Below are 12,800 nucleotides of genomic sequence, written 5' to 3' on the forward strand. Positions count from 1 at the left end.
GTGGTTAATATGAAATTCTTAGAGGCAGATCTTATAAAAGTAGATGTAGTTGTTGAAAGTGCAGAAGAAGCAATTCAGGAAGCAGGGAATCTGTTGTTAAATGCAAATCTCATTGAGAAGGACTATGTGGATGCAATGATTAAATCATATCGAAAAAATGGAGCTTATTTTGTTTTAGCACCACAGATTGCCATTCCGCATGCTAGACCAGAGGACGGAGTTAATGAAGCCTCTGTCTCCTTCGTAAAGCTTAAAGAACCAATCAATTTTGGTAATGAGATGAATGATCCTGTTCAATTAGTTTTTGGACTAGGAGCATCCAACAGTGATGAACATTTAGCATTACTAAGAAAACTGACAACTTTATTAAATAATAGTAATAATGTTGATGTGTTAAGAAATGCTAAGGGATATGAGGACATAAAAAAATTATTTTAGGAGTGTGATTTCAATGATAAAAGTATTAACAGTTTGTGGATTAGGACAAGGGACAAGCTTAATTTTGAAAATGAATGTCGAGCAGGTTTTAGGAGAGAAAGGAATACAAGCAGATGTCGAGCACACAGATGTTTCCTCAGCTTCTAGTATGCAAGCTGACTATATTATCACGAGCAAGGAGCTAGCTGAAAGCTTACAAGATCACAGTGCAAAGGTTTTTATTGTAAATAATTATTTTGATATGGATGAAATTAATAAAGCGATTGATGAAAACATGGTAGGTTAAGCAACATTCATATATAGCCTAAAAAATTAATATGAGGAGGTTAACAAAATGGAAGTTATTTTTTGGTTTGCGAAAAACGTTTTTGGAGAACCAGCTATTTTATTAGGATTTATTGTACTTTTAGGTCTCTTATTGCAGAAGAAAACGGCAAGTCAAACAGTAAGTGGTACCTTTAAAGCAATAATTGGGTTCTTAATTATTGGAGCAGGTTCTGGTGTAATTGTTAACGCTTTAACTGTATTTGAGCCATTATGGAAAGAGGTATTTAACCTATCTGGAGAACCTCTTGGAGACTTTATGGGACAAGAAGGTTTTAATGCTAAATACGGAAGTGCTGTCACTTTGGCAATGACGTTAGGTTTCATCATTAACGTTTTACTCGCTAGATTTACGAAGTTGAAATATATTTATTTAACTGGTCACATGATGTTTTGGACAACAACGATTTTTGCAGGAATTGTTATTCAAGCAGTTGGTGATGTTTCATTTATAAAATTAGTGATATTTTTAGCTGTTATTATGGGATTGTATTGGACAATACAGCCAGCACTAACACAGCCTTTTATGCGTAAAATCACTGGTAATGACAATATTGCATTAGGTCATACATCAGCATCTGTAGCTTTGTTAGGGGCTTTAGCTGGTAAATGGTTAGGTAATAAAGAAAATGATTCTGAGAAAATTAAGCTTCCAAAGGGTCTCGAGTTTTTAAGAGATTCTAATGTAATTACAGCAATGACGATGGGGCTGCTTTTCCTGGTAGGAGCAATCATTATTTCCTTTAAAGACACACCAGGTGCACAAGAGCTCATTGCGCAAGCAGGAGAACAAAACTTTATTGTGTACGCATTGATTCAATCGTTTACGTTTGCTGCGGGTATTGCAGTAGTTCTTGTTGGGGTTCGTATGTTTATTGGAGAGATGGTACCAGCGTTTAAAGGGATCGCAACGAAGATTGTTCCAGGGGCAAAGCCTGCTCTAGACAGTCCAGTTGTATTTCCATATGCACCTAATGCCGTAATTCTTGGTTTCTTAGGAGCATTTGCTGGAGCATTAATTTGGTTAGTTGTCCTTGGAAATACGGTTGGTTATATCTTTGTTCCAACAATGATTGTGTTATTTTTCCATTCCGCTACTGCTGGTGTGTTTGGTAACGTAACAGGTGGTGTTAGAGGTGCGCTAATGGCAGGTTTTATTACCTCTACCGTCGTTGCTTGGGGTCAGTTTGTAACAGTGAAAATGCTATTACCTGATACAATTCCTGATACAGCAATGTGGGCTGCGGACTCAGATATGTTTATATTAGGACCAATCATTCGGTTCTTAGCACAGTTATTGTTCTAGATAGGAAGATAAGAGGGGGGATTGGCTTACTTTCCCTCCTTTTTAATGAAATTGAAAGGAGTATGGTATATGAGTTTTATTCGGACATTTACTGGTGATATTGATCCCACATCATTGGGGTTTACTTACTCTCATGAACATCTTGTTTGTCGCCCTCCTTATTGGGTGCAAAAAGAAGCAGATGATTTACTGTTGGATGATAAAGAGAAAACAAAACTCGATGTACTTGATTTTAAAAACTTAGGCGGACAAGCAATTGTTGATGCTACCGCAATAGATTATGGTCGTGATGTACAAGCTGTGAAGGAAATCTCCGAAGAAACTGGAGTAACAATTATTGGTACAGCAGGGTTTAATAAAAGCTTTTTATGGAATGCCCCACTTCCAGAGCATTTAAAAGCTGTAATTGGAGAATATGCAACCTATTATGAGTGGATTGACAATACACCGATACATTCCTTAACAGATTTTGTTATTAAGGAAATTGAAGAGGGCTTGGAAGGCACGCTAATTCGTGGTGGGCAAGTAAAGTTTGGAACAGGATATAACCGAATAACCCCTTTAGAAGAAAAGACGTTACGTGCAGTTGCACGCGCCTATCATGAGACAAAAGCACCTGTTCATTCGCATACAGAAGCTGGAACGATGGGATTAGAGCAGATTGAGCTTTTACAAAGTGAGAACGTAGATCTTGAGCATGTAAGCTTTGGACATATGGATAGAAACCCTGATCCTTTTTACCATGAAGCAATTGCTAGAACAGGGGCTTTTTTATCCTTTGATGGGATTGCTAAAATAAAGTACGCCCCGGAAAGTACTAGAATTGATTGTATTTTGGGTCTTGTTGAAAAAGGATATGAGGATCAAATTTTGATCAGTGGTGATACAGCAAGAAAATCCTATTACAAGCATTATGATTATGGATTGGGATTAGAGTATATCCTTGGAAAATGGGTGTCACGCTTTAGAGAGGAAGCAAATATGAGAGGCTTTGAAGGTGAAAAACTCATTCATAAATTTTTTGTTGCGAATCCTGCACGCTGCTTTACATTTAAAAAATAACTTCAAGACGGAGTGGTGGTTTCCATGCAATTTCAATTTGAAAACTCTTTTGATGTAAAGGAAAAAATTGATTCATCTTCTATCGCCATATTACCTATTGGTGCAGTAGAGGCACATGGTCCTCATCTACCACTAGGGACAGATAATTTATTGGCTGAACGTCTTTCAACAGAACTTGCTAAACGAGTGAATGGTTTTGTATTACCGACCTTACCCTATGGTCAAGTTTGGAGTCTGCGTAATTTTCCTGGCAGCATTAATATAAGTAATCATTCCTTAATCAACTTTATCGTAGATATTGGTGACAGTTTATATAAACAAGGCTTTAAAACATTTGCAATGGTAAATGGTCATTTAGGAAATGGAACGGCATTAAAAGAGGCAGCAAGGGTTCTATTCGAAAAATGTCCCGAGCTTCGCGTGTTTTATTTTTTTTACCCAGGAATGAACAAAGCAGTAGCTAAAGTTCGTGAGACAGATGCTGCACATGGAACATATTTTCATGCTTGTGAAATAGAAACGTCTTATATGCTTTATCTGGCACCAGAATATGTAGACATGGAGAGAGCGATTACCGATATTCCTACTATTCCTATATCCGCAGATGTAACTCCAACTCCTTGGGAGGAATTTACAAGTACAGCGGTATTAGGAGATGCTAAATTAGCAACAAAAGAAAAAGGAAAGTACGTAATAGATATAGCATTGGATAATATGGTGAAAATAATAAAGCGGCTAAGTGAATAATAGATACTTGTTGAGAAAGGAGTGGGTGGCGTGGAGAAGCTTTATGATAAGTTTTTGTTTAATTTTTTAGCATCAAGTGAAAAAAATGCAGCGGATATTATCGAAGCTGGTAAAGGGTATATCGTTCCGGGAATCGTTTCTGACAAGTTTCATTCCATCGAAGCTGGAGCTGCGATGATTAAGGAATTGAAAAAAACTAGTCCAATAGTAAGTGTTGGACTAGGTGGTGGAGGAAATCCGGATAATTGGCGTAAGGTTTTAGAAATAGCTGCTTTATCCGAGCCTGGGCATTTAAATCAGCCTTTTGAAACGGCCAGTTATACAAAAGGATTTTTAGATGCGAAAGGATTACCGAATCAAATCGTGAATGCACTTGTTAAACCTACTGGAACCGTCGGAAAAATTCAATTAAGCTCTGGAAAAATCCTCGATGTCACAACTTTTTTAGAAATCGCTTTAGAGCAAGGGATTGAAAGTATTAAAATGATGCCAGTTCAAGGCAAACAGCATTTAGAGGAACTAATTTATTTAACTTCGCAGGCCTCAATGCTTGGTATCCGTGGTGTAGAGCCTGCCGGAGGGATAGATGCGACGAATATCATTGACATTATTGAAGGTGTTAAGAACATTGATATTGAATTTTTTATGCCACATATTTTTGGTTCTACTATTGATCCAGTAACAGGGGAAACTATTCCTGGAAAAGTAAAAGAAATTATCGAAAAGGTGGTAGGAGTATAATGTTAGAGCAATATTTTACTGAAATTCATCGCTTATTAGAGACAGTTTTACAAAAAGAAGGAAAGCAGCTGAAAGAAGCAGCAACAAAAGTAGCGGAAACAATAGAAAATCAGCATATCATTCACTTATTCGGATGTGGACATTCACATATATTGACTGAAGAAGTCTATTACCGTGCGGGTGGTCTTGTCCCTATTCATCCCATCTTACATGAGCCATTAATGTTACATGAGGGTGCGGTAAGATCTTCCACATTAGAAAGAAAAAATAATTATGCTGAACACTTTATGAAAGAACAGGATATAAAAGAAGGAGATATTGTATTTGTTATTTCTACCTCTGGACGCAATCCAGTTCCTGTAGATGTTGCATTATTTGCAAAGGAGCAGGGAGCATTTGTAGTAGGAATCACCTCTATTGACTACGCAACAAGCCAACCATCTCGTCATAAAGATGCGAAGTATCTATATGAAGTAGTTGATTTAGTAATAGACAATCATGCTCCGATTGGAGATGCATTACTAGAGCATGAAAAGATAGCTGTTCGCTTTTCACCTAGTTCAACAGTAATTGGAGCAACGATTCTAAATGCCATTTTTGGGGAATCAATTAAATTAATGGCGGAGCATGGCTTTGAAGCCCCAATATTTCTTAGTGGAAATATTGAAGGATCTGACGAACATAATCAACGATTAATTGATCAATATTCCGGAAGAATTACCCTATAATGAAAAAACAAACGCGCATTTGCACAATGTTTTGTGTGAATGCGCGTTATGCTTATGTTTTATTCTCAATCAAGCAGAGGTCATGATTTGTTTAATTTGTTTTATTTTACTCTCGTCTAAAGGATAAGCAAAATCGTTGTTAACTCTGGCACCAGATCCGAAATGTACTGCAGATGGCTCTCCTTGTACCTGTTGTAAAAATGATTGGAATGACTCTACGCGTAATCCGTGCCCAATCATTAAAGACAAATGTGAATCTCTTGATAAATCGAGTAAATGGTTAATTTCTTTGACCGCATCCGGAGCATTATAATTTCCTCCAGCAGTTAAAATAGTAGTAACTTGCTTAAATTTTGTTAAACACTTTAATGCTTCTACTTGATCACGAGCAAAATCAAATGCACGATGGATGGTTACTTCAAGGTCTCCAGAAACATCTAATAATTCACGTAATACTTCTTCATCTATCGTTTGTTTCGTTGTTAGTGGACCAATAACAATCCCGTTTGCACCTAATTTTTTGACCATGCGAATATCTGACTTCATGGTTTCGATATCATTCTGATTATAGGTAAATGATTGACTATGTGGCCTAATAATAACATTAATCGGTATATCGACAGCTTGAACAGCTGCCTCGATTAAACCATAGCTCGGAGTAATGCCAAGCTCATTCATCGCTGGGCTGAGTTCAATGCGATCAGCACCGTATTTTTCAGCATCTTTTACATCAGTTAGATTTATTGCGATTACTTCCAGAAGCATAGGGAACCTCTCCTTTAGAAATGATCTTATCCCTATCCTATATTAATAAAGCATCGTACAACAGACCAAAAGCATGCACAAGCCTTTATGAAAAGTTGGATAGCCACGCATATCGTGTTTCGAAAAAGACACGTTCTCTAAAAAAAGAGAACGCGTCTTTTGGTTAGTTTTTTTGTTTCATTCGTGCCCAGAAAATAATAGGTATTAAGAGTAGGGCTAAATAAGCACCGATGAATCCTAAGATAGCATAGCTCGAATAAGCGACAATAATACCAGAAAGAATACTTCCCGCAGAGCCCCCTAATGCAACCCATACATCGATTGAGCCTTGTGTTTTCGCGCGAGTGTGTACATTCGTTGAATCAATAATGATTGCCGTACCACTAATTAACCCGAAATTCCATCCTAGTCCTAACAATATAAGGGCAATGGTTAGCCAAAGGAGAGAATCGCCAGGTGCATAAGCTGCAAGTATGCCAGCAAGCGCAAGTGTCATCCCAGAAGCAACCGCCATCGCTGTTCGACCAATACGATCGACAAGTATTCCTGTTCCGAGCGATGGTAAGTACATTGCCGCAACATGTAGTCCAATAACTAAGCCAATCGCAGTTAATCCACTGCCATGGTTTTGCATATGGACCGGTGTCATCGTCATAATTGCTACCATGACAACATGTGATAAAACGAGAAGCATTGCGCCAACAAAGACCCCAACACGGTTAACTCGTAATTTATTCGCTTCGATTGCAGATTCCGTATTTGCTTCTATTTGGTTATGAAGTGCAATTTCTCTTGCGACAAGTAACGGATCGGGACGCAAATAAATCAAGATAGTTAAGCCCGCTAAAATGTAAGCAAACGCAGCTAATATAAATGGACCAGCAAGTGCTGGCAATCCAATTGCGGTTGCTACTTTACCCATTGGTGTAACTAAATTTGGCCCAGCAACCGCACCAAATGTAGTAGCCACCATAGCTATACTGATCGCAGTAGCACGTTGCTTTTCACTCGCTAAGTCCGTTCCAGCATAACGCGCCATTAAATTTGAGGATGTCCCTGCACCATAAATGAATAGGGAAATAAACAAAAGAATCGGGCTGGATATGGTTGCAGCCCCAATAACCCCAATTGCACCAATTCCTCCTGTTATAAAGCCAAAAGAAAGTCCTAATCTTCTTCCTTTTCGCTGCGAAATTCCGCCGATTAAATAGGCAGCAAGTGCAGAGCCGAGGGTGAATAATGCAGCAGGCAAACCCGCAAAGCTTTCTGTTCCTAGCATATCCTGTGCCAGCAATGCTCCAACGGTAATGCCAGCAGCAAGTCCCGCTCCTCCGAAAATTTGTGACATTAGCACAATCGTTAACGTACGTTTATATAGCTTTTGTTGTGCCTCCTGTGAATGCACATATGCAGGCATCGTATTTGATTGGTTGTTTTTCATGCGGAAACCTTCTTTCTTACTACTTTTTCAAGTAGCTATGGAAGGCATATAAGAGTATTTATATACCAATAAGGGTATTATACATACAGGTTAGGCATGAAGCTATCAATTTGTTTACTGCACGTTGACGTTGAATAGACTATGACTGGGTTTGTTCCTGTTCTTCCTTTGGCGAGCCATTATTCAAATCCGCTATTAGCCACTCAAGACGCTTTTTCTCTGCTTCTGTTAGCACATCATACCGATCTAATTCTGACTTGATGAACTCAATTGTAGGATCTGTTTCTTTTTCTTCCTTTACAAAGTAAGTCGTCAGCGAGCTCGTTAGCATACCAATAATGCCAATTCCAACCAGCATGAGAACGATAGCTACTAATCTACCAGTACTTGTTTCTGGAGAGAGGTCTCCATAGCCAACGGTTGTCGTTGTCACGATCGACCACCAGAGCCCATCTGCATACGAGTTAATGCTTGGTTCAATGTTTGTAACGAGTACAGTTGATCCAACTAGCATAAAGGCAGAAACAGTGAGTAATTTATTGAGGCCATTTGTTCTAAGGATATTTCGCATTGGCTTGAAGTATTTTTTTCCGATCGTAAAAAAACGAAGTACCCGAACAAGTCTAACCACCCGGGCAGTTTGAAAAATGCTATCAAGTGGAATTGCAGCAATGATATCAAAGGGATTTTCCCTTATATATTGCCATTTCTTCTTCCTTGTAATAATGCGTACGATAACATCAATAAAAAAGACGAGCCAGACGATTTTATCAAGGATACGAATGGTATCATTATCCGACCAGAGAAAGATAACTGAAATGAATGCGAGCGTAACAAGCGTAATTTCATAGATGAGTGATAACTTCTTTGTCAATGGGATCTCCCCTTATTGCTTTGTTTTTTTCTATTATGAAGGAGCGAGACTGTTTTTTCCAGTGTAGGCTGGCTGTTTGAATTTGGGTGTTATATCACGTGGGATAAACAAAAAAACCTCCCTGGATGCTTATCCAGAGAGGAAAAAAAGGGGGGTCAATGCTACAAATGCTAACTTATGCCAGCTTACTAATTTCATTAAGCTGCATCATTACTACCTTGAAAGGGAAGGAATGGTTCCCCCTACTCGGATAACGATGGTCGCCGCATCATTGTTAACTTGATCGTTTATACTGTCGGGTGCTACTGGTTTGCCACCGATATCAGCTCCAAGGTAGTTCCATGGAATAGGAAAGCATTTTTCCATGATAGTTTGTATATAGCCAATTCAGGAGTAAATAAAACATTTCATTTGTGTTACAGAAAGCGGGGTGTCCATGAAAAAACAGCCTTCGCATGATACGAAAGCTGTTCCATGATTTTATGATCTTGAGAATTCGGCTATTTAACTACTACCTCGTATTCTTGATGCTCATGTAAATCGGCATCGTCTTTTACATGTACATTTACATGATAGGTTCCCGCTTCTTCAAAGGTATACATGCCTGTGTACTCCCCAGCATTATCAGTCATCTTGGCATCTACCCAGTCCGTATTTCCATCGAGAATAATTTCATAGCGTACCTCAGCATTTTCTAGTGGCTCACTATGCATTTGGACATGGCTCATTAATTCTGTTTCCGCTCCAGCCTTTACATCCTTTGGTTCCATGAAATGTAAACTAAATTCATTAGTGCTTCCATGATCAGCGTTGGCATCATGGCTTGCTCCTTCACCAACAGTAATATTACTTGATGGCATCGTATGCTGGTCCTTTGCGGTCACATGCACTTGCACGGTAAATACACCGTCTTTATCAAAGGAGGTTTTTAATGAATATGTGCCATCTTCATTGTTTGTAGATTCCAGCTTGTAGCTTGCATCCTTTTTTCCGTCCTCCCAAAGCTCATAAACGACTTCATCCGCATCGGTTACTTTGTCATCTCCATACAATACAGTAGTTGAAATTTCTACTTCCTCATCTACATTTACTGTTTCAGGAACATGAAGTTCAGCTGTCAGTTGCTTTAACGCCTCAACCTCTTCTTTTTGACTGTTTTTATCTTCGTTTTCTCCACAAGCAGCAAGTGTAATAAGTCCAACCATTAATAAAAGTAATACGATCCATTTACGCATCATTTTATCCCCCTCGTTTATCATGACTGTTTTTTTATCTGAACTTTGGATGCTTTAGAAGGAACCATTTATAGGTCCAATTTTTTTAAATCATCCAAAATGGTTTTCATACTTGCAGATTGCACGCCATCATATTTTTTAATTACCTCACCCTCTGGATTCACAAGGAAAAAGCTCGTTCCATGAGTGACTTGATCAGAGCCTTCAGGAGGTGCAGCTACCATGTTCTTAAAGGATTTAATCGAAAGCTCTTTAATCGTTTGAAAATCATAGCCTGTTAAGAAAGCCCAATTGCTTAAATCCGCATTATAGCCCTTCGAATAATTCTTTAATACATCCGGTGTGTCAAAATCCGGATCAACACTAAAGGATACCAATTGAATGTTTATGTCTTCCTCTTTCGCCATTTGCTGTAGCTGTGCCATGTTTGATGTCATAGGTAGACATACAGTAGTACAATTTGTGAAAATGAAATCAGCAATCCAATACTTTCCTTCGAGATCTTTTAGGGAAAGCGGTTCATTATCTTGTGTTGTAAAGCTAAAATCGTTCACTTCCTGTGACATATTCGTTTCAATTTTTTCACCACTGCCACATGCGGCTAAAAACATCACTAACGCTAAAGATAATGTAATAAATTTTATGTACTTCATATTCAACACCCCTTGGTTTGATTTGAATGATAATAGGTGAAACTAATCTGCTGTATCACGATTTATGGGCAACGATCGAGAGCTTGGTTGGAACGATCGAGAAAGTGGTCCAAACGATCAAGAAAGCGGTTGAAACGATCGAGAAAGTGGTCCAAACGATCGAGAAAGCACTGAAACGATCAAGAAAGTGCCTCAAACGATCGAGAAAGTGTCCCAAACGATCAAGAAAGCACTCCAAACGATCAAGAAAGCTCCCTAAACGATCAAGGATACGCCTCAACCGATCGAGCATGCATCAAATGCGCCATCTCTACTGCCTTCAACTTTTCAATCGTGATGCGGACAACCTGATCCATGTTCTTTCATTTTTTGATGAAGCCTTTCGGTTGCAGCAGTAAAATCGAATACTTGTCCCCCAAAGCCAGTCACGAATTTTTCTGCATGTTCCTGGAGCTCAAAGGTTAATACTTGTGGTTGACAGCAGTCAATTTGAACCGATGTATCCATAACATACCAGGCGCTGCCAGCACTAATCGTCGTTTGCCGCAGAAAATCATGGCAAATCGCTTGCATGACATCGCTGCCTAGTTGCTGATGTCGCAGTAACCCACAATGTGCACAGCATGCCATTTCAATTTGGTTGTCGTTGCGGATAATTCGATATGCTAAACGCTCGCAAACAGCCCGCTGACAAATAACACAAGTATTGGAGCTTTGAGTGCTGTGCGGAGACTCGTTTTCCACCTCACTCCAAGTGACCCCACCAAAGGATTTTGAAACAAATCCCTCCTCAATAAGTGGCTTTAAGTCTCGGTGAATCGTCATTTCTGAAACCTTCAATAGCTCACTTAGCTCAGAGATTTTCATGTTTTGTCGCTCTTGGATTAAATTCTTTATCCGGTTTCGACGTTCCACAGGAAGCATGTCGTTCACCTCTTTTAAATAATTTGGGAATAGCCCTTTAGAGTGGAGGTATCTTTTTTAAAAGCGCTAAGTTACAGGGCTAATTTGTATTAAAAAATCAAAATATAACAAATTAACACACATTCTAACATCAGTCTATCAGCAGTTTTTTCCAGAATCAACGGAAGGATGTGAACGAAATGTGACAAATTAGTAGCATAAATGTGTCTTATAGTGAAAATATGAATTGGGTAATTTCTTATAGAAGAAACTAGATAAAAATTAAAACGATGCTATAGTAATAGTAATCAACTTTATGGGAGGGATAATGTTGTATGTTCGAAAAAAGCCAATCGTCCTAGAAAAGCTGGAAGCAATAGTTCCACGTCTAGCACCACAGCACCCTAGTTATTCAAAAGTGGAGCATGCATTAGCAAAGGAATGGAAAGGATTTATAGGAGAAAAGAAGGTAGACTTCTTTTTACAGCAGTTGGATGATAGATTTACGATTTTAAGCGGAATTTATTTACGCGTTCATGATTCTAACTTCCAAATTGATACATTAGTCATTAGTCCTCAAGCACTCTATATTATCGAAGTGAAAAATTACAATGGAACAATTACCTTTGACACGACGCTTCAGCAATTTTTCCGCAATGATGGTTTACAAGAAACAGGCTATCGCTACCCCATTACGCAAGCAGAACTTCAAAAATCCCACCTTGAAAATTGGCTTTTGGAACGAAGCCATGCAGAAATTCCAATTTATTATTTTATAGCCATTGCCGAACCAAGCACAATCATTCAGGTAAAGGGCGATGAGCAAGCAATCGCTAGAGTAGTTTCTCATGGAGAACATATAGCAAGCAAAATATGGGAGATAGAGCAATCTATTCAAGGAACAAATACGATTGAACAACAGAAAATAGAGCAATTAATTCGGAGTGCAAATCGTAGTCAAACTCACAATGTACTGGATAAATACATGATCAAGAAAACAGATATTCTTCCAGGAGTTGTGTGTTCGATATGTGGAAAAATAGGCATGGAACGTATTCATGGAGCATGGAAATGTCCACATTGTCAGGGGATTTCTTCTACAAATCATCTCAAGGCGATTAACGATTATCTACTATTAATTAATCACGAAATAAGTAATCAGGAATGTATGCGGTTTTTAGGGATTAAAAGTCACAGTGTAGTAACACGGTTATTGAAAGGAAGTAACTTAAGCTACAATCACACCAATCGAAAATGGATAAAGAAAAGCTGAAGTGGCTTTCATTATATCGGGATGCGGCCTATATTGATCGAGCAGTTGCTAAACTCGATCAAGAATCAGCCCAACTCGATCAAGAATCACCTCAATTCGATCAAGAATCACCTCAATTCGATCGAGAAACACCCCAATTCGATCAAGAAACACCCCAATTCGATCAAGAACCACCCCAATTCGATCAAGAACCACCCCAATTCGATCAACAACCGCCCAAACTCGATCAAGAAACACCCCAATTCGATCAAGCGCGATGACGTACAATATCTTGTGTAAAGAAGTATAAAACAAAAAGGTAAGGTAAATC

At 38.7% G+C, this 12,800-nt stretch carries 14 protein-coding genes and 1 pseudogene; 8 read left to right on the forward strand and 7 right to left on the reverse strand.

Annotated elements, in window-relative coordinates:
- Positions 1 to 9: 9 nt before the first annotated feature.
- From SPK86_RS09690 to SPK86_RS09720, 7 genes are all read left to right on the forward strand, one after another.
- Positions 10 to 438, forward strand: coding sequence for a PTS sugar transporter subunit IIA (locus SPK86_RS09690; RefSeq protein ID WP_330949226.1), 429 nt, complete (start codon positions 10 to 12; stop codon positions 436 to 438).
- Positions 439 to 454: 16 nt separating this feature from the next.
- Positions 455 to 724 carry a PTS sugar transporter subunit IIB gene (locus tag SPK86_RS09695; RefSeq protein WP_284139279.1) on the forward strand — a complete coding sequence of 90 codons (270 nt, stop codon included), beginning with the start codon at positions 455 to 457 and terminating at the stop codon, positions 722 to 724.
- A 48-nt stretch (positions 725 to 772) separates the two neighbouring features.
- Positions 773 to 2,068: a PTS ascorbate transporter subunit IIC gene (locus SPK86_RS09700; protein WP_284139043.1), complete on the forward strand. Its 1,296-nt coding sequence runs from the start codon at positions 773 to 775 to the stop codon at positions 2,066 to 2,068.
- Between the two features lie 69 nt (positions 2,069 to 2,137).
- Positions 2,138 to 3,130, forward strand: coding sequence for a phosphotriesterase family protein (locus SPK86_RS09705; protein ID WP_284139044.1), 993 nt, complete (start codon positions 2,138 to 2,140; stop codon positions 3,128 to 3,130).
- 24 nt (positions 3,131 to 3,154) lie between these two features.
- Complete coding sequence (locus SPK86_RS09710; RefSeq protein ID WP_330949227.1) at positions 3,155 to 3,877, forward strand: creatininase family protein; 723 nt, start codon at positions 3,155 to 3,157, stop codon at positions 3,875 to 3,877.
- 30 nt (positions 3,878 to 3,907) lie between these two features.
- The gene (locus SPK86_RS09715) at positions 3,908 to 4,618 is read left to right on the forward strand and encodes a KDGP aldolase (protein ID WP_330949228.1); all 711 of its coding nucleotides are present in this window, start codon (positions 3,908 to 3,910) and stop codon (positions 4,616 to 4,618) included.
- A complete protein-coding gene (locus SPK86_RS09720; protein WP_330949229.1) occupies positions 4,618 to 5,346 on the forward strand; it encodes an SIS domain-containing protein in 729 nt (242 codons plus the stop codon). Before SPK86_RS09715 ends, SPK86_RS09720 begins: the two co-directional genes overlap by 1 nt.
- Before the next feature lie 69 nt (positions 5,347 to 5,415).
- Here the strand turns inward: SPK86_RS09720 and SPK86_RS09725 are convergent, their stop codons facing one another.
- The 6 genes from SPK86_RS09725 to SPK86_RS09750 form a co-directional block, all read right to left on the reverse strand.
- Positions 5,416 to 6,111 carry a copper homeostasis protein CutC gene (locus SPK86_RS09725; RefSeq protein ID WP_330949230.1) on the reverse strand — a complete coding sequence of 232 codons (696 nt, stop codon included), beginning with the start codon at positions 6,109 to 6,111 and terminating at the stop codon, positions 5,416 to 5,418.
- 163 nt (positions 6,112 to 6,274) lie between these two features.
- Positions 6,275 to 7,552, reverse strand: coding sequence for an MFS transporter (locus SPK86_RS09730; RefSeq protein WP_330949231.1), 1,278 nt, complete (start codon positions 7,550 to 7,552; stop codon positions 6,275 to 6,277).
- Between the two features lie 139 nt (positions 7,553 to 7,691).
- The gene (locus SPK86_RS09735) at positions 7,692 to 8,426 is read right to left on the reverse strand and encodes a potassium channel family protein (RefSeq protein ID WP_330949232.1); all 735 of its coding nucleotides are present in this window, start codon (positions 8,424 to 8,426) and stop codon (positions 7,692 to 7,694) included.
- A 500-nt stretch (positions 8,427 to 8,926) separates the two neighbouring features.
- The gene (locus SPK86_RS09740) at positions 8,927 to 9,664 is read right to left on the reverse strand and encodes a FixH family protein (protein WP_330949233.1); all 738 of its coding nucleotides are present in this window, start codon (positions 9,662 to 9,664) and stop codon (positions 8,927 to 8,929) included.
- A gap of 65 nt (positions 9,665 to 9,729) precedes the next feature.
- On the reverse strand, positions 9,730 to 10,314 hold the full coding sequence (locus SPK86_RS09745; RefSeq protein WP_330949234.1) for an SCO family protein: 585 nt from the start codon (positions 10,312 to 10,314) through the stop codon (positions 9,730 to 9,732).
- A gap of 327 nt (positions 10,315 to 10,641) precedes the next feature.
- Positions 10,642 to 11,238 (reverse strand): DeoR family transcriptional regulator, encoded by a 597-nt coding sequence (locus SPK86_RS09750; RefSeq protein ID WP_284139054.1) that lies wholly within the window; start codon positions 11,236 to 11,238, stop codon positions 10,642 to 10,644.
- A gap of 307 nt (positions 11,239 to 11,545) precedes the next feature.
- Here SPK86_RS09750 and SPK86_RS09755 point away from each other — a divergent pair, with 307 nt between their 5' ends.
- Positions 11,546 to 12,490, forward strand: coding sequence for a nuclease-related domain-containing protein (locus tag SPK86_RS09755; RefSeq protein WP_330949235.1), 945 nt, complete (start codon positions 11,546 to 11,548; stop codon positions 12,488 to 12,490).
- Positions 12,491 to 12,538: 48 nt separating this feature from the next.
- Here the strand turns inward: SPK86_RS09755 and SPK86_RS09760 are convergent.
- Positions 12,539 to 12,800 (reverse strand): annotated as a pseudogene (locus SPK86_RS09760) (hypothetical protein); the annotation flags it as partial.

This window comes from Virgibacillus sp. MG-45 (genome assembly GCF_036409425.1).
Classification (GTDB): Bacteria; Bacillota; Bacilli; order Bacillales; family Amphibacillaceae; genus LDC-1.

Excerpts from the sequence above, each read along its gene's own strand:
- SPK86_RS09690 (WP_330949226.1), top strand. The coding sequence starts at position 10 with ATGAAATTCTTAGAGGCAGATCTTATAAAAGTAGATGTAGTTGTTGAA.
- SPK86_RS09700 (WP_284139043.1), top strand. The coding sequence starts at position 773 with ATGGAAGTTATTTTTTGGTTTGCGAAAAACGTTTTTGGAGAACCAGCT.
- SPK86_RS09705 (WP_284139044.1), top strand. The coding sequence starts at position 2,138 with ATGAGTTTTATTCGGACATTTACTGGTGATATTGATCCCACATCATTG.
- SPK86_RS09710 (WP_330949227.1), top strand. The coding sequence starts at position 3,155 with ATGCAATTTCAATTTGAAAACTCTTTTGATGTAAAGGAAAAAATTGAT.
- SPK86_RS09720 (WP_330949229.1), top strand. The coding sequence starts at position 4,618 with ATGTTAGAGCAATATTTTACTGAAATTCATCGCTTATTAGAGACAGTT.
- SPK86_RS09725 (WP_330949230.1), bottom strand. The coding sequence starts at position 6,111 with ATGCTTCTGGAAGTAATCGCAATAAATCTAACTGATGTAAAAGATGCT.
- SPK86_RS09730 (WP_330949231.1), bottom strand. The coding sequence starts at position 7,552 with ATGAAAAACAACCAATCAAATACGATGCCTGCATATGTGCATTCACAG.
- SPK86_RS09740 (WP_330949233.1), bottom strand. The coding sequence starts at position 9,664 with ATGATGCGTAAATGGATCGTATTACTTTTATTAATGGTTGGACTTATT.
- SPK86_RS09745 (WP_330949234.1), bottom strand. The coding sequence starts at position 10,314 with ATGAAGTACATAAAATTTATTACATTATCTTTAGCGTTAGTGATGTTT.
- SPK86_RS09750 (WP_284139054.1), bottom strand. The coding sequence starts at position 11,238 with ATGCTTCCTGTGGAACGTCGAAACCGGATAAAGAATTTAATCCAAGAG.
- SPK86_RS09755 (WP_330949235.1), top strand. The coding sequence starts at position 11,546 with ATGTTGTATGTTCGAAAAAAGCCAATCGTCCTAGAAAAGCTGGAAGCA.